The 26037-nt window shown below is 69.2% G+C and carries 24 protein-coding genes, 1 tRNA gene and 1 pseudogene; 11 read left to right on the top strand and 15 right to left on the bottom strand.

Annotated features, from left to right (window positions below; all coding sequences use genetic code 11):
* The first annotated feature begins 51 nt into the window (after nt 1-51).
* Together rsmA and ACSMXV_RS18530 are read left to right on the top strand one after the other, a co-directional pair.
* Nucleotides 52-936: a 16S rRNA (adenine(1518)-N(6)/adenine(1519)-N(6))-dimethyltransferase RsmA gene (rsmA, locus tag ACSMXV_RS18535; protein ID WP_473178675.1), complete on the top strand. Its 885-nt coding sequence runs from the start codon at nt 52-54 to the stop codon at nt 934-936.
* Between the two features lie 12 nt (nt 937-948).
* Entirely contained in the window at nt 949-1845 is an 897-nt protein-coding gene (locus ACSMXV_RS18530; RefSeq protein WP_473178991.1) for a 4-(cytidine 5'-diphospho)-2-C-methyl-D-erythritol kinase, read from the top strand.
* 71 nt (nt 1846-1916) lie between these two features.
* On the opposite strand, the pseudogene ACSMXV_RS18525 reads toward ACSMXV_RS18530, so the two are convergent.
* Nucleotides 1917-2176 (bottom strand): annotated as a pseudogene (locus tag ACSMXV_RS18525) (Txe/YoeB family addiction module toxin).
* Nucleotides 2173-2424 (bottom strand): type II toxin-antitoxin system Phd/YefM family antitoxin, encoded by a 252-nt coding sequence (locus ACSMXV_RS18520; protein WP_473178674.1) that lies wholly within the window; start codon nt 2422-2424, stop codon nt 2173-2175. The pseudogene ACSMXV_RS18525 and the gene ACSMXV_RS18520 overlap by 4 nt, the downstream one beginning before the upstream one ends.
* 138 nt (nt 2425-2562) lie before the next feature.
* Between ACSMXV_RS18520 and ACSMXV_RS18515 the strand changes: the two genes are divergently transcribed.
* Nucleotides 2563-4386 carry an ABC-F family ATP-binding cassette domain-containing protein gene (locus tag ACSMXV_RS18515; protein WP_473178673.1) on the top strand — a complete coding sequence of 608 codons (1824 nt, stop codon included), beginning with the start codon at nt 2563-2565 and terminating at the stop codon, nt 4384-4386.
* Between the two features lie 312 nt (nt 4387-4698).
* Nucleotides 4699-5445 (top strand): helix-turn-helix transcriptional regulator, encoded by a 747-nt coding sequence (locus tag ACSMXV_RS18510; RefSeq protein ID WP_473178672.1) that lies wholly within the window; start codon nt 4699-4701, stop codon nt 5443-5445.
* Between the two features lie 31 nt (nt 5446-5476).
* On the opposite strand, the gene ACSMXV_RS18505 is transcribed toward ACSMXV_RS18510, so the two are convergent.
* Both ACSMXV_RS18505 and ACSMXV_RS18500 read right to left on the bottom strand, forming a co-directional pair.
* Complete coding sequence (locus tag ACSMXV_RS18505; protein ID WP_473178671.1) at nt 5477-5752, bottom strand: hypothetical protein; 276 nt, start codon at nt 5750-5752, stop codon at nt 5477-5479.
* A gap of 21 nt (nt 5753-5773) precedes the next feature.
* Nucleotides 5774-7444 carry a sodium:solute symporter family protein gene (locus ACSMXV_RS18500; RefSeq protein WP_473178670.1) on the bottom strand — a complete coding sequence of 557 codons (1671 nt, stop codon included), beginning with the start codon at nt 7442-7444 and terminating at the stop codon, nt 5774-5776.
* Nucleotides 7445-7727: 283 nt separating this feature from the next.
* On the opposite strand from ACSMXV_RS18500, the gene galT reads away from it, so the two are divergent.
* The 3 genes from galT to galK are packed head-to-tail and all read left to right on the top strand — an operon-like array spanning nt 7728 to nt 10920.
* Nucleotides 7728-8792, top strand: a complete 1065-nt coding sequence (galT, locus tag ACSMXV_RS18495) for a galactose-1-phosphate uridylyltransferase (protein WP_473178669.1) — start codon at nt 7728-7730, stop codon at nt 8790-8792.
* Entirely contained in the window at nt 8789-9763 is a 975-nt protein-coding gene (galE, locus tag ACSMXV_RS18490; protein WP_473178668.1) for a UDP-glucose 4-epimerase GalE, read from the top strand. Before galT ends, galE begins: the two co-directional genes overlap by 4 nt.
* Nucleotides 9760-10920, top strand: coding sequence for a galactokinase (gene galK, locus ACSMXV_RS18485; RefSeq protein WP_473178667.1), 1161 nt, complete (start codon nt 9760-9762; stop codon nt 10918-10920). Before galE ends, galK begins: the two co-directional genes overlap by 4 nt.
* A 45-nt stretch (nt 10921-10965) precedes the next feature.
* Here the strand turns inward: galK and ACSMXV_RS18480 are convergent, their stop codons facing one another.
* Nucleotides 10966-11421, bottom strand: coding sequence for a GNAT family N-acetyltransferase (locus ACSMXV_RS18480; RefSeq protein WP_473178990.1), 456 nt, complete (start codon nt 11419-11421; stop codon nt 10966-10968).
* A gap of 260 nt (nt 11422-11681) precedes the next feature.
* Here ACSMXV_RS18480 and ACSMXV_RS18475 point away from each other — a divergent pair, with 260 nt between their 5' ends.
* Nucleotides 11682-12455: a response regulator transcription factor gene (locus tag ACSMXV_RS18475; protein ID WP_473178666.1), complete on the top strand. Its 774-nt coding sequence runs from the start codon at nt 11682-11684 to the stop codon at nt 12453-12455.
* Here the strand turns inward: ACSMXV_RS18475 and tamR are convergent.
* Entirely contained in the window at nt 12414-12911 is a 498-nt protein-coding gene (gene tamR, locus ACSMXV_RS18470) for a MarR family transcriptional regulator TamR (protein WP_181660776.1), read from the bottom strand. The genes ACSMXV_RS18475 and tamR overlap by 42 nt on opposite strands.
* Before the next feature lie 145 nt (nt 12912-13056).
* Between tamR and ACSMXV_RS18465 the strand changes: the two genes are divergently transcribed.
* Nucleotides 13057-13929, top strand: coding sequence for a trans-aconitate 2-methyltransferase (locus ACSMXV_RS18465; RefSeq protein WP_473178665.1), 873 nt, complete (start codon nt 13057-13059; stop codon nt 13927-13929).
* A gap of 38 nt (nt 13930-13967) precedes the next feature.
* Here ACSMXV_RS18465 and ACSMXV_RS18460 read toward each other — a convergent pair whose 3' ends face one another.
* Entirely contained in the window at nt 13968-14645 is a 678-nt protein-coding gene (locus ACSMXV_RS18460; protein WP_181866879.1) for a TetR/AcrR family transcriptional regulator, read from the bottom strand.
* Nucleotides 14642-15634 (bottom strand): acyl-CoA desaturase, encoded by a 993-nt coding sequence (locus tag ACSMXV_RS18455; RefSeq protein ID WP_473178664.1) that lies wholly within the window; start codon nt 15632-15634, stop codon nt 14642-14644. The genes ACSMXV_RS18460 and ACSMXV_RS18455 overlap by 4 nt, the downstream gene beginning before the upstream one ends.
* Before the next feature lie 296 nt (nt 15635-15930).
* On the opposite strand from ACSMXV_RS18455, the gene ppc reads away from it, so the two are divergent.
* Nucleotides 15931-18663: a phosphoenolpyruvate carboxylase gene (gene ppc / locus ACSMXV_RS18450; protein ID WP_473178663.1), complete on the top strand. Its 2733-nt coding sequence runs from the start codon at nt 15931-15933 to the stop codon at nt 18661-18663.
* A gap of 87 nt (nt 18664-18750) precedes the next feature.
* Here ppc and ACSMXV_RS18445 read toward each other — a convergent pair whose 3' ends face one another.
* From ACSMXV_RS18445 to ACSMXV_RS18415, 7 genes are all read right to left on the bottom strand, one after another.
* Nucleotides 18751-19308: a hypothetical protein gene (locus tag ACSMXV_RS18445; RefSeq protein ID WP_473178662.1), complete on the bottom strand. Its 558-nt coding sequence runs from the start codon at nt 19306-19308 to the stop codon at nt 18751-18753.
* A gap of 92 nt (nt 19309-19400) precedes the next feature.
* On the bottom strand, nt 19401-20003 hold the full coding sequence (gene pth, locus ACSMXV_RS18440; RefSeq protein WP_473178661.1) for an aminoacyl-tRNA hydrolase: 603 nt from the start codon (nt 20001-20003) through the stop codon (nt 19401-19403).
* Nucleotides 20004-20102: 99 nt separating this feature from the next.
* A complete protein-coding gene (locus ACSMXV_RS18435) occupies nt 20103-20696 on the bottom strand; it encodes a 50S ribosomal protein L25/general stress protein Ctc (RefSeq protein WP_473178660.1) in 594 nt (197 codons plus the stop codon).
* A 240-nt stretch (nt 20697-20936) separates the two neighbouring features.
* A complete protein-coding gene (locus ACSMXV_RS18430) occupies nt 20937-21911 on the bottom strand; it encodes a ribose-phosphate diphosphokinase (RefSeq protein WP_181660784.1) in 975 nt (324 codons plus the stop codon).
* Between the two features lie 114 nt (nt 21912-22025).
* Complete coding sequence (gene glmU / locus ACSMXV_RS18425) at nt 22026-23474, bottom strand: bifunctional UDP-N-acetylglucosamine diphosphorylase/glucosamine-1-phosphate N-acetyltransferase GlmU (protein ID WP_473178659.1); 1449 nt, start codon at nt 23472-23474, stop codon at nt 22026-22028.
* 117 nt (nt 23475-23591) lie between these two features.
* Nucleotides 23592-23663: transfer RNA gene (locus ACSMXV_RS18420), tRNA-Gln, on the bottom strand.
* Between the two features lie 14 nt (nt 23664-23677).
* Nucleotides 23678-24538, bottom strand: coding sequence for a hypothetical protein (locus ACSMXV_RS18415; protein WP_473178658.1), 861 nt, complete (start codon nt 24536-24538; stop codon nt 23678-23680).
* 170 nt (nt 24539-24708) lie between these two features.
* Here ACSMXV_RS18415 and ACSMXV_RS18410 point away from each other — a divergent pair, with 170 nt between their 5' ends.
* Nucleotides 24709-26022 (top strand): sensor histidine kinase, encoded by a 1314-nt coding sequence (locus ACSMXV_RS18410; protein ID WP_473178657.1) that lies wholly within the window; start codon nt 24709-24711, stop codon nt 26020-26022.
* Nucleotides 26023-26037 lie beyond the last annotated feature (15 nt).

Below are 26037 nucleotides of genomic sequence, written 5' to 3'. Positions count from 1 at the left end.
CGGCACCCCAGGCGGCCCGCACCCCCCGGAGGGCCCACGTACCCTGGGGCGGTGAGCACGCCCCACCCCGACGCCCTCCTGGGCCCCGCGGACATCCGCGAGCTGGCCACCGCCCTGGGCGTACGCCCGACCAAACAACGCGGCCAGAACTTCGTCATCGACGCCAACACGGTCCGCAGGATCGTCCGCACCGCGGACGTCGGCCCGGACGACGTCGTCGTCGAGGTCGGCCCGGGCCTCGGCTCGCTGACCCTGGCGCTGCTCGAGGCGGCGGACCGCGTCACGGCCGTCGAGATCGACGACGTCCTCGCGGCCGCACTCCCCGCGACGATCGCCGCCCGTATGCCCGCGAAGGCGGACCGCTTCGCGCTGGTCCACAGCGACGCGATGCACGTGACCGAGCTGCCGGGCCCTGCCCCGACCGCCCTCGTCGCCAACCTTCCGTACAACGTGGCCGTCCCCGTGCTGCTGCACATGCTCGACACCTTCCCGACCATCGAGCGCACGCTCGTCATGGTCCAGGCGGAGGTCGCCGACCGGCTCGCCGCCGCGCCCGGCTCGAAGGTGTACGGCGTGCCGTCGGTCAAGGCCAACTGGTACGCCGAGGTGAAGCGGGCGGGCGCCATCGGACGCAACGTCTTCTGGCCCGCGCCGAACGTGGACAGCGGACTGGTCTCGCTGGTGCGGCGCGCGAAGCCGCTCGACACGACGGCGTCCAGGAAAGAGGTCTTCGCCGTCGTCGACGCGGCCTTCGCCCAGCGGCGGAAGACGCTGCGGGCGGCGCTGGCGGGCTGGGCCGGATCGGCCGCGGCGGCCGAGGCGGCGCTGGTCGCGGCGGGCGTCTCGCCGCAGGCCCGCGGAGAGTCGCTGACGGTCGAGGAGTTCGCCCGGATCGCGGAGAACAAACAGCCTGTGGACAACGAGGGAAGCGCGTAAGTGAAGGGCAATGTGAGCGTCACCGTACGAGTACCGGCCAAGGTCAACGTCCAGCTGGCCGTGGGCGGCGCGCGCCCCGACGGCTTCCACGACCTGGCGAACGTGTTCCTCGCCGTCGGGCTGTACGACGAGGTGACGGTGACGGCCTCGGACAGCCTTCGGCTGACCTGCTCGGGACCGGACGCCGATCAGGTGCCGCTCGACCGTACGAATCTGGCGGCGCGGGCGGCCATCGCACTCGCCGCCCGCCACGGCCTGGGTGAGCCCGCCGTGCACATCCACATCGCCAAGGACATCCCCGTCGCGGGCGGCATGGCGGGCGGCAGCGCCGATGCTGCGGGCGCCCTGCTCGCCTGCGACACGCTGTGGGGTACCGAGACCTCCCGCGAGGACCTGCTCGCGATCTGCGCCGAACTGGGCAGCGACGTGCCGTTCAGCCTCGTCGGCGGCGCCGCTCTCGGCCGGGGCCGGGGCGAGCTGCTGACTCCGCTGGAGGTGGGCGGCACGTTCCACTGGGTGTTCGCAGTCGCGGACGGCGGGCTGTCGACCCCGGCGGTGTACGCGGAGTTCGACCGGCTCACCGAGGGCGTCGCCGTCCCGGAGCCCGAGCCCTCGCCCGCCCTCTTCGAGGCCCTGCGCACGGGGGACACCTCCGCGCTCGCCGCCACCCTCGCCAACGACCTTCAGCAGGCCGCGCTTTCGCTGCGGCCTTCGCTTGCCGACACCCTGCGCGCGGGCACGGAGGCCGGTGCCCTGGCGGCGCTGGTCTCGGGGTCCGGCCCGACCACCGCTTTCCTGGCGAAGGACGCCGAGGCGGCAACGGCGGTGGCGGAGGCGCTGACCGCCTCCGCCACCTGTCGTACGGCACGGGTCGCGGTGTCCCCGGCGCCCGGGGCCACCGTCATCTGAGCCAGTGCGTCAGAAGATCGGCTTGATGTAGCCGGTGTCCGCGCTGTGGACGTCACCTCGGCTTGCTGATCTCAGCGGCCGTAGTGATAGCGGCAGGCCGCAACGCGGACCTCGTCCTCGACCACCTTGTAGATCAGCCTGTGCTCATCCGTGATCCGGCGGGACCAGTAGCCCTGGAAACCGTCCTTCAGGGGCTCCGGTTTGCCGATGCCCTCGTTTCCGTTGCGGGCGACATCCTGCAGCAGGATGTTGATCCGCTGAGGATCTTCCGGTCCTGGGCCTGCCACCAGACGTAGTCGCCCCAGGCCGACTCGTCGAAGACGGACTTCATTCGGCGAGCTCCCGCATGGTGCCCCCGCCGCTCTCCAGGCGGTCGATCGACGCCAGCAGGCGGCGGGCGTTCTCGGGGCTCCGGAGCAGGTAGGCGGTCTCTTTCAGGGACTCGTACTCGTCGAGTGCGACGATCACCACCGGCTCATGCCCTGCGCGGGTCACTATGACCTCCTCGCGGTCGTTGACGACGGCGTTGAGGGTCTCGGCGTAGTTCGCCCGCGATTCGGTGTAGGACATGGTCCGCATGGTCGCCTCCCAGTGACGTACAGAAAACTGAACGTCCGAGGTGAGGCTCAGGCGAGGGCGAGGGCGAGGGCGAGGGGTCGGCCCGGTCCGCCGCACCCGTACTCTGGGAAGTCGGTCGATCCCCGGAGCAGGAGCAAAATGGCGGTCAATCTCGTCAATGTCGAAGCAGTCAGCAAGGTGTACGGCACCCGTGCACTGCTCGACGGCGTGTCCCTCGGCGTCTCCGAGGGGGACCGGATCGGTGTCGTCGGTCGCAACGGCGACGGCAAGACGACCCTGATCCGGATGCTCGCCAAGCTGGAGGAGGCCGACACCGGGCGGGTCACGCACAGTGGCGGGCTGCGCGTCGGCGTGCTCACGCAGCACGACTCGCTCGACCCCGAGGCGACCGTGCGGCACGAGGTCATCGGCGATCTCGCCGACCACGAGTGGGCGGGCAACGCCAAGATCCGCGACGTCCTGACGGGCCTCTTCGGCGGTCTCGACCTGCCGGGGTTCGAACGCGGTCTGGACACGGTCATCGGCCCGCTGTCCGGCGGCGAGCGGCGCCGTATCGCGCTCGCCAAGCTGCTCATCGCCGAACAGGACCTGATCGTCCTCGACGAGCCCACGAACCATCTTGACGTCGAGGGCATCGCCTGGCTGGCCGGGCATCTACGGGCGCGGCGCTCGGCGCTGGTCTGCGTCACGCACGACCGGTGGTTCCTCGACCAGGTCTGCACACGCATGTGGGACGTGCAGCGCGGCACGGTCTACGAGTACGAGGGCGGCTACTCCGACTACGTCTTCGCGCGGGCCGAGCGCGAGCGCATCGCGGCGACCGAGGAGGCCAAGCGGCAGAACCTCGTCCGCAAGGAGCTCGCCTGGCTGCGGCGCGGCGCCCCCGCCCGTACGTCCAAGCCGCGGTTCCGTGTCGAGGCCGCCAACGAACTGATCGCGGACGTGCCGCCGCCGCGCGACAGCAGCGAGCTGATGAAGTTCGCGTCCTCACGGCTCGGCAAGACCGTCTTCGACCTCGAGGACGTGACCGTGCAGGCCGGCCCGAAGGTGCTGCTCAAGCATCTGACCTGGCAGCTCGGCCCGGGCGACCGTATCGGCCTGGTGGGTGTCAACGGCGCGGGCAAGACATCCCTGCTGCGGGCCATGGCGGACGCGGCCCACTCGGACGGCGAGAAGCAGCCGACCGCCGGCCGGGTCGTCGTCGGCAAGACCGTGAAGCTCGCCTACCTCTCCCAGGAGGTCGGCGAACTCAACCCGGACCTGCGGGTCCTGGAGGCCGTGCAGCAGGTCCGCGACCGGGTCGACCTCGGCAAGGGCCGCGAGCTGACCGCGGGCCAGCTCTGCGAGACGTTCGGCTTCGGCAAGGAGAAGCAGTGGACGCCCGTGGGGGACCTCTCCGGCGGTGAGCGGCGGCGGTTGCAACTGCTGCGCCTGCTCATGGACGAGCCGAACGTCCTCTTCCTCGACGAGCCGACCAACGACCTCGACATCGAGACGCTCACCCAGCTCGAGGACCTCCTCGACGGCTGGCCCGGCTCGATGATCGTGATCTCCCACGACCGGTTCTTCATCGAGCGGACGACCGACCGCGTGTTCGCGCTCCTCGGTGACGCGACGCTGCGGATGCTGCCCCGCGGCATCGACGAGTACCTGGAGCGGCGGCACCGCATGGCCGAGGCGGCCGCACCGACCGCGGCGTCCGCTGCCGCAACTGCCCAGGAGAAGACGGTCTCCGCAGCGACTGTGTCTTCCAAAGAGGGCCGCGCCGCGAAGAAGGAACTCCAGAAGATCGAGCGGCAGTTGGACCGGATCTCGGAGAAGGAGTCCAAGCTGCACGCCGCCATCGCCGAGAACGCCACCGACTTCGAGAAGGTGGCCGGGCTGGACGCCGAGCTGCGCGAACTGGTCGGCGAGCGCGAGGAGTTGGAGCTGCGGTGGCTGGAGCTCGCTGAGGACGCGTGACTGCGCCTTCTGGGGGCGACCCCCAGACCCCCGGCCCCTGAACGGCGCCGATCGCTTCGGCGCCCAGTAGCCGCCAGGTAGGCGGCGTACACGTGGAAGTACCCCGAACGGCCCTGCCCCCCAGGAGCGGGGCCGTTCCCGTATCTTGCTCGTTCTCGCCTTGTCACCGGTCGATGTGCCATTTCCGCATTCCGGGGCACTTTCACCAGTAGGGGGCGCGCAATGTCGAACAAGCGTGTAGCTTCCGATGAACGGAGACCGGGGGGCCTCCGGATCCGTGGGGGATCAGTGGGGGGAACTGGGGGGTTCTCGATGGGTGTGCGTCTCGTGGTGGTCGACGATCACCGATTGCTCGCCGAGGCGCTCGCCTCGGCGCTGAAGCTGCGCGGGCACCGGGTGCTCGCCGCCACCGCCCCGGCCGCGGGGGCGGCGGAGCTCGTCATCAGCAGGGCGCCGGAGGTGTGTCTGCTGGGTACGGCGACACCGGCGGAGCCCGGGATCTTCGACCCGGTGGTGAAGATCAAGCGGGAGCGGCCGCAGGTGGCGGTCCTGGTCCTCGGCCCCGTGCCGTCGCCGCGCGGGATCGCCGCGGCCTTCGCGGCCGGCGCCTCCGGTTACGTACGGCATGACGAGCGGATCGAAGGCGTCGAGCGCGCGATCATGAAGGCGCGGGCCGGGGAGGCGGCGGTGGCGCCTCAGTTGCTGCAGGGCGCCTTCAGTGAGCTGCTCAATCCGGCCGCCCAGCCGGACGACGAGGGGCAGCGGCTGCTGCAGATCCTCACTCCGCGCGAGATCGAGGTGCTGGTGCGGGTCGCGGACGGCGAGGACACCCGGCTGATCGCGGCCGGCATGGGGATAGCACCGAGCACTGCCCGTACGCATGTGCAGCGGGTGCTGATGAAGCTGGGGGTCGGATCGCGGCTGGAGGCGGCGGCGCTCGCGGCCCGTACGGGGCTGCTGGACCGCGCGGGCCCGGTGCCGGGAGCCCTGCCGGGCGCGCCCGGTTCGTCCGGTGCCCCGGATACGCCGACGGGGCCGGAGTCACCGTCATCGCAGTGAACTCCGGCCCCGCCCGGGGGACTACCGGGGACTACTCCTCGTCGGGCGTAGGCGGCGCCGTCGGGCGCAGCTTGACCCAGGCCAGGAAGAACAGGCCCAGGACCAGCATGCCTATGCCGGTCCACAGGTTGATGTGGACACCCTCCGCCTTGGCCAGGTCGGCCTCGGACGGGTTGATACCGGCGATCGTGACGATCACTCCGTAGAGCACGAACAGGTAGCCGATGATCCGGCGGAGGTCGAAGAGACGGGCGGCGGTCGCCGACTTGCTCTCCAGCTCGGAGACTTCGCGATGCAGGTCAGACATGATTCAGTGCCTCCGATCGGGTCAGAAGGAGTACGGGATGTAGCAGAGGGCGGCGATCACGATCGCGCCCCAGCCCAGCACGGCCGGCTTGCGGTACCAGCCCTCGTCGCCCTTGTCGGGCAGCTCGTCCATGCCGGGCGACCGGGTTCCGTAGACCAGACCGGCCAGTTCGGCCTCCGGCTTCGGCTTGGTGAAGAGCGTGACGGCGACCATGACCACCGCACCGGCGACGAAACCGGCGATCGCGGAGACGAAGTTGGCGCCCTGGTCGGTGGGGATGTCGACGATGCCCTGCTTGTAGATCACGAAGTAGTTGACCATCGCGGCGACGGTGCCCGCGATCAGGCCCCAGAAGCCGGACTTCATGGACGCGCGCTTCCAGAACATACCGATGATGAAGACCACGAACATCGGCACGTTGAAGAACGAGAACAGGGTCTGCAGGTACCCCATGATGTTGGAGAAGCTGGAGGCCAGGAACGCCGTGCCGATGGAGGCCAGCACACCGATCGCCGTGATGAGGCGGCCGAACTTCACGTAGTAGGTGTCGTCGCGGTCCTTGACCACGTACTTCGCCCAGATGTCGGTCGTGAACACGGTGTTGAAGGACGACACGTTGGCCGCCATGCCCGCCATGAAGGCGGCCAGCAGACCGGTCACGGCGATGCCGAGCACGCCGTTGGGCAGCAGCTCCTGCATCAGGTAGGGAATCGCGTCGTTGTACGTCAGGTCCGAGCCTGCGGTGCCGATCTTCGGGACGAGGACGGCGGCGACCAGGCCCGGGATCATCACCAGGAAGACGATGAAGATCTTCGGGAAGGCGGCGATCAGCGGGGTGCGCTGGGCGGCTGACAGGTTCTTCGCGGACAGGGCGCGCTGCACCTCGGCGAAGTTGGTCGTCCAGTAGCCGAAGGAGAGCACGAAGCCGAGGCCGAGGACGATCGTCAGCCAGTTGGCGCCGAGGGCGTTGGCCTCGCCTATGCCCGTACCGCCCCAGGCCGTGAGGAAGTTGTCGCCGTGGCTCTGCTGCAGCGAGCTGGTCAGGCCGTCCCAGCCGCCGACCTTCTTCAGGCCGAGGATGGTGATCGGGATGAGCGCGGCGAGGATCACGAAGAACTGCAGGACCTCGTTGTAGATCGCCGAGGACAGACCGCCGATCGTGATGTACGCGAGGACCAGGAAGCCGGCGACGACGATCGCGACCCACTGCGGCCAGCCGAGGAGCGCCTCGACGACGATCGCGAGGGCGTACAGGTTGACGCCGGCGATCAGGACCGAGGCGAACGCGAAGAGGATCGAGCTCAGCAGGTGCGCCGACTTGTCGAAGCGCTGGAGCAGGAACTCCGGAACGGACCGGACCTTGGAGCCGTAGTAGAACGGCATCATCACCAGGGCCAGGAACACCATGGCCGGGATGGCGCCGATCCAGTACCAGTGCACGACGGCGACGCCGTACTGGGCGCCGGTCGCGGCCATGCCCAGAAGCTCCGTGGCGCCGAGGTTGGCGGCGACGAAGGCGAGGCCGGTGATCCAGGCGGGCATCGAGCGGCCCGACAGGAAGAAGTCGAGGCTCGTCTTCACGGAGCGCCGGGCGGCGAAGCCGATGCCCAGAACGACGACGAAATAGATCGCCAGGATCGTGTAATCGAGCCCGTTCGTGGGGAGCCGGAGCCCGTCGGCGAGGTAGTGCATGGGGGAACTCGCTTCGTTGCGCGAACTTAACTCGCCGAAACCTACGCCCAATCTTTCAAGATCTGAACAGTTCACCTGATGTTCTCTGTTTGATTGTGATCGACCTCACGACTTTGCCCGGATTATCCGTGGCGGATCCATGTACTTCGTGATGCCTGTCTCGCCAGGGGCGATCCGTGCCCGCCTCAGCCTTTCGACTGCCCTGTGCAGCCATTGACGCTGCTGTTGCATTGTGGTTTGTTATGTGTAGTTCTGTTTGATGGGTGTGATGAGGAGCCCGCCAGTGAAGAAGACCTCGACCCGGCTCGCCGACGGTCGTGAGCTCATCTACTACGACTCGCGTGACGACGTCGTACGCGATGCCGCCGACCGGCGGCCGCTCGATCCGACGTCCACGACGTCGGAGATCCGCCACGACGCGCTCCTCGGCGACTCCGTCGCCATCGCCTCGCACCGCCAGGGCCGCACCTACCACCCGCCGGCCGACGAGTGCCCGCTGTGCCCGTCCGAGGGCGACCGGCTGAGCGAGATCCCCGACTCGAGTTACGACGTCGTGGTCTTCGAGAACCGCTTCCCCTCGCTCGCCGGCGACTCCGGCCGCTGCGAGGTCGTCTGCTTCACGTCCGACCACAACGCGTCCTTCGCCGACCTCACCGAGGAGCAGGCGGGCCTCGTCCTGGACGCCTGGACGGACCGCACCGCCGAGCTCTCCCACCTGAGTGCCGTCGAGCAGGTCTTCTGCTTCGAGAACCGCGGCGCCGAGATCGGCGTCACCCTCGGCCACCCGCACGGCCAGATCTACGGCTACCCCTTCACCACCCCGCGTACGGCCCTGATGCTGCGCTCGGCCGCCGCACACAAGGAGGCCACCGGCGGCGGCAACCTCTTCGACCACGTCGTCGAGCAGGAGCGGGCCGACGGCTCCCGGATCGTGCTGGAGGGCGAGCACTGGGTCGCCTTCGTGCCGTACGCCGCCCACTGGCCGTACGAGGTGCACCTCTACCCCAAGCGCCGCGTGCCCGACCTGCTGGCGCTCGACGAGGACGCACGCACAGAGTTCCCCAAGGTCTATCTGGAACTCTTGAGGCGCTTCGACCGGATCTTCGGTGAGGGTGAGCCGCCGACGCCGTACATCGCCGCGTGGCATCAGGCGCCGTTCAGCGCGCTGGAGGAGTTCGAGGGCGTCAGCCGTGACGACTTCGCGCTTCACCTCGAGCTTTTCACCATTCGCCGCACTTCCGGCAAGCTGAAGTTCCTCGCGGGTTCCGAGTCCGGCATGAACGTGTTCATCAACGACGTGCCGCCGGAGACCGCGGCCCAGCGACTGCGAGAGGTAGCGAGTTCATGAGTGGGAAGTACCTGGTCACCGGCGGAGCGGGCTATGTCGGCAGCGTCGTCGCCCAGCACCTGCTGGAGGCGGGCCACCAGGTCACCGTCCTCGACAACCTCTCCACCGGCTTCCGCGAGGGCGTGCCCGCGGGCGCCGCGTTCATCGAGGGCGACATCCGCGACGCCGCCAAGTGGCTCGACGACTCCTACGACGCCGTGCTCCACTTCGCCGCGTTCTCGCAGGTCGGCGAGTCTGTCGTGAAGCCCGAGAAGTACTGGGACAACAACGTCGGCGGCACGATGGCGCTGCTCGCAGCGATGCGCGAGGCCGGGGTCCGCAAGCTGGTCTTCTCCTCCACCGCGGCGACGTACGGCGAGCCGGTCAACACGCCGATCACCGAGTCCGACCCGACGGCGCCGACCTCTCCGTACGGCGCGTCGAAGCTCGCCGTCGACCACATGATCACCGGTGAGGCGGCCGCCCACGGGCTGGGTGCGGTGTCGCTGCGCTACTTCAACGTGGCAGGCGCCTACGGCACCTGCGGCGAGCGGCACGACCCCGAGTCGCACCTCATCCCGCTCGTCCTCCAGGTCGCGCAGGGCAAGCGCGACGCCATCTCCGTCTTCGGCGACGACTACCCGACGCCCGACGGCACCTGCATCCGCGACTACATCCACGTCGCCGACCTGGCCGAGGCCCACCTCCTCGCCGTGGAGGCCGCGACGTCCGGCGAGCACCTGATCTGCAACCTCGGCAACGGCAACGGCTTCTCGGTCCGCGAGGTCATCGAGACCGTCCGCCAGGTCACCGGCCACCCGATCCCGGAGGTCGTGGCCCCGCGCCGCGGCGGCGACCCGGCGGTGCTCGTCGCCTCCGCGCAGACCGCCCGCGAGCGCCTCGGCTGGAACCCGTCCCGCGCGGACCTCGCGGGAATCGTCGCCGACGCCTGGGCGTTCGCGCAGGCACGTCAGGAGGAGAGCGGATCGTGAGCGAAGGTGTCGCGGCCGAGGTCGCCGCAGGGTTCGAAGAGCTGTACGGGGCGGCACCGGACGGCGTGTGGGCGGCGCCGGGGCGGGTCAACCTGATCGGCGAGTACACGGACTTCAACGAGGGGTTCGTGATGCCGCTGGCGCTCCCGCACACCGCGGTCGCCGCGGTCTCCCGCCGGGACGACGGCGTGCTGCGCCTGCACTCCGCCGACATCGACGGCCCCGTCGTCGAGCTCCGCGTCGACGAGCTGCAGCCCGGCACGGACACCGGCTGGGCCGCGTACCCGGCGGGCGTCGTGTGGGTGCTGCGCGGCGCGGGCCACGCCGTCACCGGCGCGGACATCCACCTCGCCTCGACCGTGCCGACCGGCGCGGGCCTGTCGTCGTCGGCGGCCCTGGAGGTCGTCACCGCCCTCGCCCTGAACGACCTGTTCGAACTCGGCCTCACCCGCCCCGAGCTGGCGAAGCTCGCCCAGCGCGCCGAGAACGACTTCGTCGGCGTCCCCTGCGGCGTCATGGACCAGACGGCATCGGCCTGCTGCACCGAGGGCAACGCCCTGCACCTCGACTGCCGCGACCTGTCGATCCGTCAGGTCCCGTTCGATCTGTCCGCCCACGGCCTCCAGCTGCTTGTCGTCGACAGCCGCGTGAAGCACGCGCTCGGCGACGGGGCGTACGCCGAGCGGCGGGAAGGCTGTGAGACGGGCGCGAGGGCGCTCGGCGTCTCCCACCTGCGCGACATCGCGTACGAAGAGCTGCCAGCGGCCCTGGCCAAGCTGGACGACGAGCGGGTCCGCCGCTACGTGCGCCACGTCGTCTCCGACGACCACCGGGTCGAGCAGGTCATCGCACTCCTCGACGCCGGTGACGTCCGCGCCATCGGCCCGGTTCTCACCGAGGGCCACGCCTCGCTCCGCGACGACCTGCGGATCTCCTGCCCCGAGCTGGACCTGGTCGTGTCGACCGCGAATGCGGCCGGCGCGCTGGGCGCCCGTATGACGGGCGGCGGCTTCGGCGGCTCGGCGGTCGTCCTCGTCGAGGAGTCCGACGCCGAGACGGTGACCAAGTCGGTCATGGAGGCGTTCGCGGCGGCCGGCTACACGGCACCGCGGGTGTTCCCGGCGGTGCCTTCGGCGGGGGCGCGGCGGATCGCCTGACTGGTCCGGGTGGATCGGCTGAGCGAGCGCTTCGACAGTGCTTGATCAGCCGATTCGCTTGGTCAGGGTGTACTCGGTGATCCCCGCCGGATAGTCGGGGATCGTGCACACTACCTCATACCCATACTTACGGTAGAAATCCGGCGCCTGGAAGTCCCACGTCCAGACACGGGAGTTGACGCAGTCGCGCTCCTCGCGGGCCGTTCGTTCGGCGGCCGTGAGGAGCCGCGACCCCAGTCCCGTACCACGATGGCGGGCGTCGACCCACAGCAGGTTCACGTGCAGCCACCGCCCCCACGTGTGCGCGTCGAGGCCCGCCGCGAGCTCGCCGGACTCGTCCAACGCCCAGACCTGCAGCGGAACTTCTCGGTCCAGCTGGGTTCCGCGCAGTTCCCGCAGTACCGGGGACGCCTCGGTATTGGTGTCCCTCAGTCGCGAACGAAGCAGATCACGTCGCTGTCTGTCGACTTCCGTCTCTATACGAAACATGCGGCTCACCATAAACGCGCTGGCCAACCAGTTTTGCGAATTTCCTTCCGTGCCTGCCGCTCGCCCGTACCCTGATGGCAGCGCCGGTGGGGGCCGGTGTTGATCAGGGGGCGAGACAGTCGGGTACGACGCCCGGAGTGGGGTAGCAGTGTGAGCACGGCGGCGGCCGTGCTTCTGCGGTGACCTCTTCTCCGGGCGCCGTACCTGCGCCGGCCGTCCCCCGACGATTGTTCTCCCCTGCTCCTCACGGAGCTTGGGGAAGGGGGTTTCACGTGGTTCGCATCCGAGTCCTGGTCGTCGACGACCACCGCATCTTCGCCGAGTCGCTCGCCGCGGCTCTCGCCGCCGAGCCGGACGTCGACGTCTCCGCGGCCGGCAGTGGCCCGGCCGCGTTGCGCTCCTTGGAGCGGGCCGCCGCCGAGGGCCGCAGATTCGACGTACTGCTCGTCGACGCCGATCTGGGCGGCACCGTGCCGGGCGGACGCGCCGCGGTGCCCGTCCAGGAGGGCAACCAGGACGGCCTGGTCGACGGCATCTCGCTGGTCGCGGGCGTCCGTTCGGCCCAGTCGGCCGTGCGCACGGTCGTGCTCGCCGAGAAGGACGACCCGCGCCGCGCGGCGCTCGCCCTGGGAGCCGGCGCCTCCGGCTGGGTCGCCAAGGACTGCTCGCTGTCCCGGCTGCTCACCGTCATCCGCGGCGTATTGCGCGACGAGACGCACCTGCCGCCCGCCCTGCTCACGGGCGTACTGCGCGAGCTGACGGCGGCCCGCAAGCACCGCACGGAGAGCGAACGCCTCGTGGAATCCCTCACCCCGCGCGAGCGCGAGGTGCTGCGCTGCATGGTCGCGGGCCTGGGCCGGAAGGCCGTCGCCGAGCGCCTCTTCCTCTCCCCGCACACGGTGCGTACGCACATGCAGAACGTGCTGGGGAAGCTGGGGGTCCACTCCACGCTGGCCGCCGTGGCGCTGGCGCGCCGGGCCGGCGTCGGCCCCGTGGATCTGGCGTCAGCCGGGGATGTTGTCGAACGGGGCGGTCAGCTGGCGTAGCAGCGCGGCCAGTTCGGTGCGCTGGGCGCGCGAGAGCTCACTGAGGATCGCCCGCTCCTGGTCGAGCAGCCCGGCGAGCGCCTGGTCCGCGCGGTCGCGCCCCTCGTCCGTGAGCCGCACCAGCACACCACGCCGGTCGCTGGGGTCCGGCAGCCGCTCGACGAGGCCCTTCTTCGCGAGCCGGTCGATGCGATTCGTCATCGTCCCGGAGGTGACGAGGGTCTGCGTGAGCAGCTGCCCGGGCGAGAGCTGATACGGGGCTCCCGCACGCCTCAGCGCCGTCAGCACGTCGAACTCCCACGGCTCGAGATTGTGCTCGGAGAACGCCAGCCGACGGGCGCGGTCCAGATGCCGGGACAACCGGCTCACCCGGCTGAGCACCTCCAGCGGTTCCACGTCGAGGTCAGGGCGCTCCCGGCGCCACGCTGCGACCAGCCGATCGACCTCGTCCTCCATGCGATCAAGTGTAGAGGGTCTGTCGACATGAAGTCTCTTGACGTCAAGATATCGGCGGCGTGAGGATGGGCGTAGGGCGCCCCGGAACCCCCGGGCCGCTGGACTTCGCCGACCGTGTGGATGTCGGCGGCAAGGAGGCTTCGCCATGCCCGCCACCGCCCCCGTCTGGGATCCGCGCCAGTACCTCCGCCACGAGGGGCATCGCGCCCGGCCCTTCGTCGACCTGCTGGCCCGCGTACCGGAACTCCCGGCCGAGGCCCCGGGCGAGAGGGTCGGCCGCCCGGTCGAGGTGGCCGGCCGCACGCCGCGCATCGCCGATCTGGGGTGCGGCCCGGGCAATGTGACGCAGCTCCTCGCGGACCGCTGGCCCACCGCCCACATCACCGGCTTCGACAACTCGCCGGAGATGCTCACCCGCGCCGAACCGCTCGCGGGCCCCACGGCGGGCGGCGGCCGCCTCGACTTCGCGCCGGCGGACGCGACGAACTGGGCGCCGTCGCCCGAGGACCCGTACGACCTGATCATCTCGAACGCGACGCTCCAGTGGGTGCCTGACCACGCGGAGTCCTTCGCGTCATGGATCGCCGGACTCGTCCCCGGCGGCACGTTCGCCTTCCAGGTGCCGAGCAACTTCGACGCGCCCAGCCATGTGCTGATGCGGGAACTGGCGGAGTCGGAGAAGTGGAAGGACCGGCTGGCCGGAGTCCTGCGCCACGCGGACGCGGTACTCACAGCCCCCGAGTACCTGGAGCGGCTGGTCGCCCTCGGCTGTGAGACCGACGTCTGGGAGACGACGTACCTCCACCTCCTGGAGGGCGGCGAGGACCCGGTCCTGGACTGGGTCAAGGGCACGGGCCTCCGCCCGATCCTCACGACCCTGGCGGACGACCGGGCGGCGACGGAGTCCTTCCTCGCCGAGTACAGGGCCTTGCTCCGCGAGGCCTACCCGGCGACGCCGCACGGGACGGTCTTCCCGTTCCGGCGGCTTTTCGCGGTGGCGCGGAAGGCGGACGCCTGAGACCGCCCGCCTCGAACTGCCGGCGGGCACCCGGACCGTCAGTTCTTCCGGTGCCCTATCAACCGCGGCTTCGGCTCCAGCCCGTCCAGGCCGTGCCATGCCAGGTTCACCAGGTGTGCCGCCACCTCCGCCTTCTTGGGCTTGCGGACGTCCAGCCACCACTGGCCCGTCAGGGCGACCATGCCGACCAGGGCCTGGGCGTACAGGGGGGCGAGCTTCGGATCGAAGCCGCGGCTTTTGAACTCGCGGCCGAGGATGTCCTCGACCTGCGTCGCGATGTCGGAGATCAGGGAGGCGAAGGACCCCGTCGACTGGGGGATGGGGGAGTCGCGGACCAGGATGCGGAAACCGTCCGTGTACTCCTCGATGTAGTCGAGGAGGGCGAAGGCGGCCTGCTCGCACAGCTCGCGGGGGTGGCCGGCGGTGAGGGAGCCGGTGACCATGTCGAGGAGGCGGCGCATCTCGCGGTCCACCACGACCGCGTACAGCCCCTCCTTGCCGCCGAAGTGCTCGTAGACCACCGGTTTCGAGACCCCGGCGCGGGCCGCGATCTCCTCCACCGACGTGCCTTCGAAACCCTTGGCGGCGAACAGCGTGCGGCCGATCTCCAGCAGCTGCTGACGGCGCTCGGCACCGGTCATGCGGGTACGGCGCGTGCGCCGCGGCTTCTCGTTGCTCGGGGTGCTGCTGGAGTCGGTCGCCACACTGTCAATCATGCCGGGTCGACGGCCTCCGCCTTGCGGCGGGAGTCGATACGGGACTTCGAAGGCCAGCGCACGTCGTACGCCCAGCCCAGCTGCTCGAACCAGCGGATGATCCGCGCCGACGAGTCGATCTGGCCGCGCTCCACCCCGTGACGGGCGGAGGTCGGGTCGGCGTGGTGGAGGTTGTGCCAGGACTCCCCGCACGAGAGAGCGGCCAGCCACCAGACGTTGCCCGAGCGGTCACGCGACTTGAAGGGCCGCTTGCCCACCGCGTGGCAGATCGAGTTGATCGACCACGTCACGTGGTGCAGCAGCGCAACCCGTACGAGTGAGCCCCAGAAGAACGCCGTGAAGGCGCCCCACCAGGACATCGTCACCAGGCCGCCGATCACGGCGGGCAGCGCCAGCGAGAGCATGGTCCAGTAGATGAACTGGCGCGAGATCGCCCGGATCGCACCGTCCTTGATCAGATCCGGTGCGTACTTGTCCTGCGGTGTCTGCTCCTCGTCGAACATCCAGCCGAGATGAGCCCACCACAGGCCCTTGATCAGAGCAGGCACAGTCTCGCCGTAACGCCAGGGGGAGTGCGGGTCGCCCTCGGCGTCCGAGAACTTGTGGTGCTTGCGGTGATCGGCCACCCAGCGCACCAGCGGACCCTCCACGGCCAGCGAACCCGCGATCGCCAGCGCGATGCGCAAGGGCCGCTTGGCCTTGAACGAGCCGTGAGTGAAGTAACGGTGGAAACCGATCGTGATGCCATGGCACCCGAGGTAGTAGAAGAAGACCAGGAGGCCGAGATCCAGCCAGCTCACACCCCAGCCCCAGGCCAGCGGCACGGCCGCCAGCAGGGCCAGGAAGGGCACCGTGATGAACAGCAGCAGCGTGATCTGCTCGATCGACCGCTTCTGCTCACCGCCGAGCGTGGCAGAGGGGAGTGGGGTCCCGGTCTTGTCTGACGCCGCCTTTGGGGCGTCTGCGATCACATCGGAGCGTGTGGTCATGGGGCGTCCCCTGTGGGGTCGAGGGTGATGGTGGCAGGTGTCCTGGATACAGTTTCCCTACGCTTCCGTAACCTACGGCATCGTAAGTGTGGCGTCCCCCTGGCGTCTCGCCGTCCGGCAAGAGCACGAGAGGCCTCGAGACTGCGCGCCCGCAGGGACACCTATCCTTGGACTCGGTCGGACAGCGCGGTCCGCTCTGTTTTCTTCCCGGGCGCCCTATCCCTGATGCGGCACCCGCCGTGGCGGTACCCGGGTCCCCTCCCAGAAGTGCTTCAACACTGCAAGGAGCCGCACCTGTGAGCAGTGCAGACGACCAGACAACGACGACGAGCGCGGAACTGCGTGCCGACATCCGCCGACTGGGCGACCTGCTGGGCGAGACGCTCGTACGACAGGAAGGCCCCGACCTGCTCGAGCTCGTCGAGCGGGTACGCCGGCTGACCCGCGAGGACGGCGAGGCAGCCGCCGAGCTGCTCGGCGGCACGGAGCTGGAGACCGCCGCCAAGCTGGTGCGCGCCTTCTCCACGTACTTCCATCTGGCGAACGTCACCGAGCAGGTGCACCGCGGCCGCGAGCTGCGCACCAGGCGCGCCGCGGAAGGCGGCCTGCTGGCCCAGACCGCGGACCGCCTCAAGGACGCCGACCCCGAGCACCTGCGCCAGACCGTTCAGCACCTCAACGTCCGGCCCGTGTTCACGGCCCACCCGACCGAGGCGGCCCGGCGCTCCGTACTGAACAAGCTGCGGCGTATCGCCGCGCTCCTCGAGACCCCCGTCACAGAGGCCGACCGGCGCCGCTACGACACCCGGCTCGCCGAGAACATCGACCTCGTGTGGCAGACCGACGAGCTGCGCGTCGTCCGCCCCGAGCCCGCCGACGAGGCCCGCAACGCCATCTACTACCTCGACGAGCTGCACGCAGGCGCCGTCGGGGACGTCCTCGAGGACCTCACGGCGGAACTGGAGCGTGTCGGCGTCAAGCTGCCCGACACCACCCGCCCCCTCACCTTCGGCACCTGGATCGGCGGCGACCGCGACGGCAACCCCAACGTGACCCCCCAGGTCACCTGGGACGTGCTGATCCTCCAGCACGAGCACGGCATCAACGACGCGCTCGACATGATCGACGAGCTGCGCGGCTTCCTCTCCAACTCCATCCGCTACACCGGCGCCACCGAGGAGCTCCTCACCTCCCTCCAGACCGACCTGGAGAACCTCCCGGAGATCAGCCCCCGCTACAAGCGCCTCAACGCCGAGGAGCCCTACCGGCTCAAGGCCACCTGCATCCGCCAGAAGCTGGCCAACACCAAGCAGCGCCTCGCCAAGGGCACCCCGCACGAGCCCGGCCGCGACTACCTCGGCACCACCGAACTGCTGCACGACCTCACGCTCATCCAGACGTCGCTGCGCGCGCACCGGGGCGCGCTGTTCGCCGACGGCCGGATGAACCGCACCATCCGCACGCTGGCCGCGTTCGGCCTGCAGCTCGCCACCATGGACGTACGCGAGCACGCCGACGCCCACCACCACGCCCTCGGCCAGCTCTTCGACCGGCTCGGCGAGGAGTCCTGGCGGTACGCCGACATGCCGCGCGACTACCGCGCCAAGCTGCTCGCCAAGGAACTGCGGTCGCGGCGCCCCCTCGCCCCCACCCCGGCGCCGCTCGACGCCGCCGGCGAGAAGACCCTTGGCGTCTTCCTCACCGTCAAGAAGGCCCTGGAGGTCTTCGGACCCGAGGTCATCGAGTCGTACATCATCTCCATGTGCCAGGGCGCCGACGACGTCTTCGCCGCGACCGTGCTGGCGCGCGAGGCCGGACTGATCGATCTGCACGCCGGCTGGGCCAAGATCGGCATCGTGCCGCTCCTCGAGACCACGGACGAGCTCCGCGCGGCCGACGTGATCCTCGACGAGATGCTCGCCGACCCCTCGTACCGGCGCCTCGTGGCCCTGCGCGGCGACGTGCAGGAAGTCATGCTCGGCTACTCCGACTCGTCGAAGTTCGGCGGCATCACGACCAGCCAGTGGGAGATCCACCGGGCGCAGCGGCGGCTGCGTGACGTCGCCCACCGCTACGGGGTCCGGCTGCGCCTCTTCCACGGCCGCGGTGGCACCGTCGGCCGCGGCGGCGGCCCCACCCACGACGCGATCCTCGCCCAGCCCTGGGGCACCCTCGAGGGCGAGATCAAGGTCACCGAGCAGGGCGAGGTCATCTCCGACAAGTACCTCATCCCGTCCCTGGCCAGGGAGAACCTCGAGCTGACGGTCGCGGCCACACTGCAGGCCTCCGCCCTGCACACGGCCCCCCGCCAGTCCGACGAGGCACTCGCCCGCTGGGACGCCGCCATGGACGTCGTCTCCGACGCGGCCCACGCGGCGTACCGCAAGCTCGTCGAGGACCCGGACCTGCCCGCGTACTTCTTCGCCGCCACGCCCGTCGACCAGCTCGCCGACCTCCACCTCGGCTCCCGGCCCTCACGCCGGCCCGACAGCGGCGCCGGGCTCGACGGACTGCGGGCCATCCCGTGGGTCTTCGGCTGGACCCAGTCGCGGCAGATCGTGCCCGGCTGGTTCGGCGTCGGCTCCGGCCTCAAGGCACTGCGCGAAGCGGGCCTCGACACCGTGCTCGACGAGATGCACGAGCAGTGGCACTTCTTCCGCAACTTCATCTCCAACGTCGAGATGACGCTCGCCAAGACCGACCTGCGGATCGCCCGCCACTACGTCGACACACTCGTACCGGACGAGCTCAAGCACGTGTTCTCGGTGATCGAGGCGGAGCACGAGCTCACCGTGCGCGAGGTGCTGCGCGTCACCGGTGGCGAGAAGCTGCTGGACACCCACCCGGTGCTCCAGCAGACCTTCGCCATCCGCGACGCCTACCTGGACCCCATCTCGTACCTTCAGGTCGCGCTGCTGAAGCGGCAGCGGGACGCGGCGGAGGCCGGGGAGACGGCGGATCCGCTGCTGGCGCGGGCGCTGCTGCTCACCGTCAACGGAGTGGCGGCGGGGCTGCGCAATACCGGCTGACCTTCGGCGTCAAGGGCGCCGTACGTCGTGGGCACAACAGTGAAGCGGGTGCTCGGGGTCCGCCCCGAGCACCCGCTCTCCTGGTCGTCAGAGCGTTGCGAACGAAGCCGTGAGCAACGCGACCCCCAGCCCCGCGGTCACCCACGCCGTCCGCGACATACGCAGGCCCCCGGCGATGACCACGGCGGCCAGCAACAGCGCCCCTCCCAGGGGAACCCACGCATGGAGAAGCCCCGCCACACCCGACCGCACCACCTCGTCTGTGTCCGGCTTGATCACCACCGGCACCTTCGCGCCCTTCTCCTCGGCGATCGAGCGCTCGATCACGACGCGGTCGCGCGGCTGTGAACCGGGCGACAGAGGCGCGTACGACCCTGTGCACTGCTCGTCGCCGCACCGGGTCACCGTCATCGTGCCGCGCTCACGACCCTTCGTGAACATCACATGCTGCGCCGACCCCCACGACTGCCACACACCGCCGACCAGCAGAAGCAGCGCGATCCCCGCCATCGCCACCCGCCGTCCGAGCAGCAGCAGCCCGTACGCGCTCTCGCCCGCTCGACGCGTGCGGCTGCGCTTGACGGTGCCGGGGCGACGCGGGGAAGCCGTGTTCCGAGTGGCTGACGAAGCTGTCGTGCTTGGCATGGCCGCGATCCTTGGCCATAGGGCAGCGCCCGGTCAACCTCGGCGGGCGAGACGCCACGAGTGCCACAACAGGTCGCGAACGGGCGGAGACGTCAGGAGTTGTACGCGCTCTGCGCCCGCTCCAGACCCTCCGTGACCAGACACTCCACGGCGTCCGCCGCCCGGTCCACGAGGTAGTCCAGCTCCTTGCGCTCGGCCGACGAGAAGTCCTTCAGGACGAAGTCAGCGACCTGCATCCGCCCAGGCGGGCGCCCGATCCCGAAACGCACCCGGTGGTAGTCCGAGCCCATCGCCTTCGTCATGGACTTCAGCCCGTTGTGCCCGTTGTCGCCGCCGCCCAGCTTCAGCCGGAGAGTGCCGTAGTCGATGTCCAACTCGTCATGGATCGCGACGATGTTCGCCGTCGGCACCTTGTAGAAGTCCCGCAGCGCCGTCAGCGGACCGCCCGACAGATTCATGTACGACATCGGCTTCGCCAGCACCACACGCCGGCTCGCCGGACCCGGCGCCCCGAACCGCCCCTCCACGACCTGCGCCTGCGCCTTGCCGCTCCGCTTGAAGGTGCCGCCCATCCGCTCCGCGAGCAGATCCGCGACCATGAAGCCCACGTTGTGCCGGTTCATCGCATACCCCGGCCCGGGGTTGCCGAGCCCCGCGATCAGCCAGGGGGCGTTGGCATCCGACGTCATCTGCATATCTCCTTCATACGCGCCAGCCGCCGTTCCCCGCGCCTCTCGGCACGGAAAACGGCGGCTGAAGAACAAACTGCCGGAAGCGCTCCCGGCGGGCGGAAACTACTCCGCGGCCTCGGCGGCCTCTTCCTCGGCACCCTCAGGGGCCTCCTCGGCCTGAGCGGCCAGGACCTGAAGGACGACCGCGTCCTCCTCGACGGCCAGCGTCACACCGTTCGGCAGGGTGATGTCCTTGGCGAGCACGGAGGCACCGGCCTCCAGGCCCTCGACGGAGACGGAGACGGACTCCGGGATGTGCGTGGCCTCGGCCTCGACGGGCAGCGCGTTGAGCACGTGCTCGAGCAGGTTGCCACCCGGCGCCAGCTCGCCCTCGGTGTGGACCGGGATCTCGACGGAGACCTTCTCGCCGCGCTTGACCAGCTGCAGGTCGACGTGCTCGAGGAAGCCCTTGATCGCGTCACGCTGCACGGCCTTCGGGATCGCCAGCTCGCTGGTCTTGCCGTCGATGTCCAGGGAGATCAGGACGTTCGGCGTACGCAGCGCGAGCAGCAGGTCGTGGCCCGGAAGGGTCAGGTGCAGCGGGTCGGAACCGTGGCCGTACAGAACACCCGGAACCTTGTTGTCACGGCGGATGCGACGCGCGGCACCCTTGCCGAACTCGGTGCGGGTCACGGCGGAGATCTTGACCTCGGACATGTGCACTCCTCGTAAGTCAGACGGAATTGTGGCGGTTACCCGGCCACACGACTGGCCTGCTACGAAGAGCGCGTCGATAACGGACCGCCGCACGCAATGAGTGCGGCCTCCCTCGCCGAGCAACTTCGACAGTCTACTCGGCGAGGAAGGCCGCACCCAAAACGATCTTCAGGGAATCCGGGATCACCAGGTCGGGTCCACCGGGTCGATCACCGAATCGATCACCTGGTCAGCGAAAGGTCACTGCTCCTCGAACAGGCTCGTCACCGAACCGTCCTCGAAGACCTCACGCACCGCACTCGCGATCGTCGGAGCGATCGACAGCACCGTGATCTTGTCCAGCTCCAGCTCACCCGGCGTCGGCAGCGTGTCCGTGAACACGAACTCACTCACCTTCGAGTTCTTCAGCCGGTCCGCCGCCGGACCCGACAGCACACCATGCGTCGCCGTCACGATGACGTCCTCCGCACCATGCGCGAACAGAGCATCCGCCGCCGCACAGATCGTGCCACCCGTGTCGATCATGTCGTCGACCAGGACACAGACACGGCCCTTCACATCACCGACCACCTCATGCACCGTGACCTGGTTCGCGACGTCCTTGTCACGCCGCTTGTGCACGATCGCCAGCGGCGCGCCCAGACGGTCACACCAGCGGTCCGCCACACGCACACGACCGGCGTCCGGGGACACCACGGTCAGCTTGTCCCGGTCCACCTTCGCGCCCACGTAGTCCGCGAGAATCGGCAGCGCGAACAGGTGATCCACCGGACCGTCGAAGAAACCCTGGATCTGGTCCGTGTGCAGATCGACCGTGAGAATCCGGTCCGCACCCGCCGTCTTCATCAGATCCGCGATCAGACGCGCAGAGATCGGCTCACGGCCACGGTGCTTCTTGTCCTGACGCGCATACCCGTAGAACGGCACGATCACAGTGATGCTCCGGGCCGAAGCCCGCTTCAGAGCATCGATCATGATCAACTGCTCCATGATCCATTTGTTGATCGGAGCCGTGTGGCTCTGGATCAGAAAACAGTCCGCACCACGAGCCGACTCCTCATAGCGCACATAGATCTCGCCATTGGCGAAATCGAACGCCTTCGTCGGCACAATGCCGACCCCCAACTGGTGGGCGACCTCCTCGGCCAACTCGGCATGGGCGCGGCCGGAAAAGAGCATCATCTTCTTCTGCCCGGTGGCCTTGATTCCGGTCACAGCACTGTCTCCTCAGACGAGTTCTCTACTGCCGCCCGCGCACCCGTCCGCAACGAGCCAGCCGAATTGTGTGCACCTATCACGGTACGCCGAGTCCGACGCACCTGTTTCCGGTCAGCTTTCGCCTTCCGGCTTCCGGGACACCGCCTCAGCCGCCTTCGCAGCCGCGCTCCCCGGACGCTTACGAGCCACCCAGCCCTCGATATTCCGCTGCTGACCACGGGCCACAGCCAGCGAACCGGCCGGCACATCCTTCGTGATCACCGAACCCGCAGCGGTGTACGCCCCGTCCCCGATCGTGACAGGAGCCACAAACATGTTGTCCGAACCGGTACGGCAGTGCGACCCCACCGTCGTGTGGTGCTTGTCCTGACCGTCGTAGTTCACAAAGACACTCGCCGCGCCGATATTCGTGTACTCACCGATCGTCGCGTCCCCGACATACGACAGATGCGGGACCTTCGTACCCTCGCCGATCCTGGCGTTCTTCATCTCCACGTACGTACCGGCCTTGGCCTTCAGACCCAGCCGCGTCCCCGGACGCAGATACGCGTACGGCCCCACACTCGCCTGCGGACCGACCTCCGCACCCACCGACACCGAGTTGTCCACCCGCGCACCCGCACCGACCCTCGTATCCGTCAGCCGCGTGTTCGGACCCACCTCGCAGCCCTCCGCCAGATGCGTCGCACCCAGCAGCTGCGTACCCGGAAGCACGACCGCGTCCTGCTCGAACGACACCGTCACATCCACCCACGTCGACGCCGGATCCACCACCGTCACACCCGCGAGCATCGCCCGCTCCAGCAACCGGTCGTTCAGAATCCGCCGCGCCTCCGCCAGCTGCACCCGGTTGTTGATCCCCGCGATCTCACGATGATCCCCAGCCACCGACGCACCCACCCGATGCCCCGCCTCACGCAGAATCCCGAGAACGTCTGTCAGGTACTCCTCGCCCTGGCTGTTGTTCGTACGCACCTTGCCCAGCGCGTCCGCGAGCAGCCGGCCGTCAAAGGCGAACACCCCGGAGTTGATCTCCCGGATCGCACGCTGCTCGTCGGTCGCATCCTTGTGCTCCACGATCGCCGTCACGGCACCCGAGGCCGCATCCCGCACGATCCGGCCGTACCCCGTCGCGTCCGGGACCTCAGCCGTCAGCACCGTCACCGCGTTGCCGTCGGCAGCATGTGTCCCGGCCAGCCGCTGGAGCGTTTCACCGGTCAGCAACGGAGTGTCGCCACAGACGACGATCACAGTCCCGTCGACCGCCCCGCCCAGCTCCTCCAGAGCCATGCGCACCGCGTGACCGGTGCCCTTCTGCTTCTCCTGCACAGCCGTACGAACCGCCGGGTCGACCTCGGCCAGATGCGCCGCGACCTGCTCACGAGCGTGCCCCACGACGACCACGAGTTCCTGCGGCTCCAACTCCCGAGAGGCAGCAAGAACATGCCCCACCAGGGAACGGCCGCAGATGTCGTGCAGAACCTTAGGAGTGGCCGACTTCATACGGGTGCCCTCACCCGCTGCGAGGACGACGACGGCGGCCGGGCGGTTGGCGCTCACGGGAATGCCCTTCGGCTTCGGTGCTTCGGGTGGTGGACACCCGCAGGATACCGGGGCGTAGTGGGGCGGAAACGAGGGCGGGTCCTGACCTAGGAGGTCAGGACCCGAACTTTGCAGCTCCCCCGTCAGGACTCGAACCTGAAATACATCGTCCAAAGCGACGCGTGTTGCCGATTACACCACGGGGGATCACCGCGAGCAGCCTACGTGCTTTGCCGCTTGGCCTCCACCACCATGCCAGACCACCACCCCTCGATGCACTGGTACAGCTCGGCTCCCTGCAAGAGCTTGATCACGAGGCAGCCGCGGTAGTTCTCGCCCACGTTCTTGCGCACCGTCTTGGGGTTGTGCTTCTTGAGCGTGGCCTTCCCGAAGGTTGAGACGTCGACCTGTACGAGGTCGGCCCAGTATTGTTCAGCGGCAGCCACGTCCGCGTTTTCGTGGATCATGACCCGGAACCGCATGCGCTCCCGCTCCATCCCGAGCAGGTCAAGCCAGGCCAGGTACATCACGATCATGTCGGGGTCGCTGTTGACGAACGTAACGAACTCCCGTCGGGCGTATGGCTTGCTCTTCGACCCCTCTGCCCAGTACAGGCCGACGCCGACGAGGAACAGCTCTCGGTCGGTCATCGTGCCGATCTCCTTGCGTGCTGTCTCTTTGCGTTGCTGGCGATCCTCGTCCCGGATGCGGAGCTTGGCCTCCCAGCCCCGCCTGGCGATCGCTGCCGCCTCTTCGTAGCTGCGCTTGCGCTCCGGCTTCGGCAGATCCCGTACCCAAAGCGAGATCGAACTCTTCGAGCACCCCAGCTCCACCTGGATCTGGTCGTACGTCCAGCCCTGGAGTCGTAGCTCCCGGGCTTTCGCGCGCAGGTCGTCCTTCGCGTTCGGGCGCTTCGTCCACTCGGGAGGTGGCTCGCCCTCGAGCAGGCGGTTCAGGATGTCGTTGTTGTCGACGTGGAGCCGGTCGCGGATCTGGCGGCGGCTGAGGCCCGCCCTCCGCAGGGCGACGGCCTGTTCGCGCAGGCCCTCGAAGTCGGCGTACTTGCCGGTGATCGCTGTCATAGGCACACCGTCGTGCCGGAATGCGGGCGTCCGGGTCGAAAGCCCGGTTGATTCCACAGATCAGGTGATAGGCATACCTTTCGGCGCTGTTCGAATGTTCGGAAGAGCTGTTGTCGGTTGCGGGGAAACTCACCGGAAAACAGGCGGTGGCCGCCCGTACGCTGGGAGGCATGACCACGACGGGGGAAGCTCACAGTACGGCCGGGACCGGGCCGTGGTGGTGGGTGCGGCGGCGTAGTGCCGTGCTGGATGTGGGGCTGGCGGTGGTGTCGGCCGGGGAGTGCGCGGCGGAGGGGTTTCGGTTCGCGCAGAACGCGGGCCTGCCCGTGCCGGTGGGGATGATCTTCGGGTTGATCGCCGGTTCCGTGCTGGTGCTGCGGCGGCGTTGGCCGGTCGCGGTGGTGCTGGTGTCCGTTGCGATCACGCCGGCGCAGATGGGGTTCCTGCTGGGAGTGGTGGGGCTCTATACGCTTGCCGCTTCTGAGCTGCCGCGGCGGATCATCGGTGCGTTGGCCGGTATGTCGCTTGCGGGCACGATGATCGTCGGTTTTGTGCGGACGCACCAGGACGTGGTGCGCGGGGACCTGACGATTGGTGACTGGTTCGTTCCGTTTGTGGCGATCACCACGGCGCTCGGTGTGACGGCGCCGCCGGTGCTGTTGGGCCTGTATGTGGGGGCGCGGCGTCGTCTCATGGAGAGCTTGCGGGAGCGTGCGGACAGTCTCGAGCGGGAGCTGCAGCTGCTTGCCGAGCGGGCGGAGGAGCGTGCGGAGTGGGCGCGGAGTGAGGAGCGCAGGCGTATCGCGCGTGAGATGCATGACGTGGTGGCGCATCGGGTGAGCTTGATGGTGGTGCATGCGGCGGCGTTGCAGGCGGTGGCGCGTAAGGATCCGGAGAAGGCCGTGAAGAACGCGGCGCTGGTGGGTGACATGGGTCGCCAGGCGCTGACGGAGTTGCGGGAGATGCTGGGCGTGCTGCGGGTGGGGGAGGTCCCTGTGCGGGCTGCCGAGCCGGTTCCGCTGGCTGGGGTCGGTGCGGCCGCGGCTGCTGCTGCGTCGCGGGTGGTTGCGGATGACGGGGCCGAGGGTCCGTGCCTTGCCGAGTTGGATGCGCTGGTGGGTCAGTCCCGTGAGGCGGGGATGGTGGTGGAGCTCTTGGTGGAGGGGGAGTCCCGTGTGTATGCCCGGGAGGTGGAGCAGACCGCGTACCGGGTGGTGCAGGAGGCGCTGACGAACGTGCACAAGCATGCGGCGGGGGCGAAGGCGCGGGTGCGGTTGGCCCACCGGGCCGCGGAGATCGCGATGCAGGTGGAGAACGAGCCGCCGCCGGCGCTGGATTCCGCGTCGGACGCCCGGTTGCCGAGCGGGGGCAACGGTCTGGTGGGCATGAAGGAGCGGGTGGCGGCGTTGGGCGGTGTGTTCGTGTCCGGGCCGACGGACGCGGGGGGTTTCCGGGTGTCGGCGGTGATTCCGGCGGGGGGCTGATTCGGGTCTGCTTGT

This window comes from Streptomyces sp. DSM 42067 (assembly GCF_055792885.1).
This window is presented reverse-complemented; position numbering and strand designations above follow the sequence as displayed.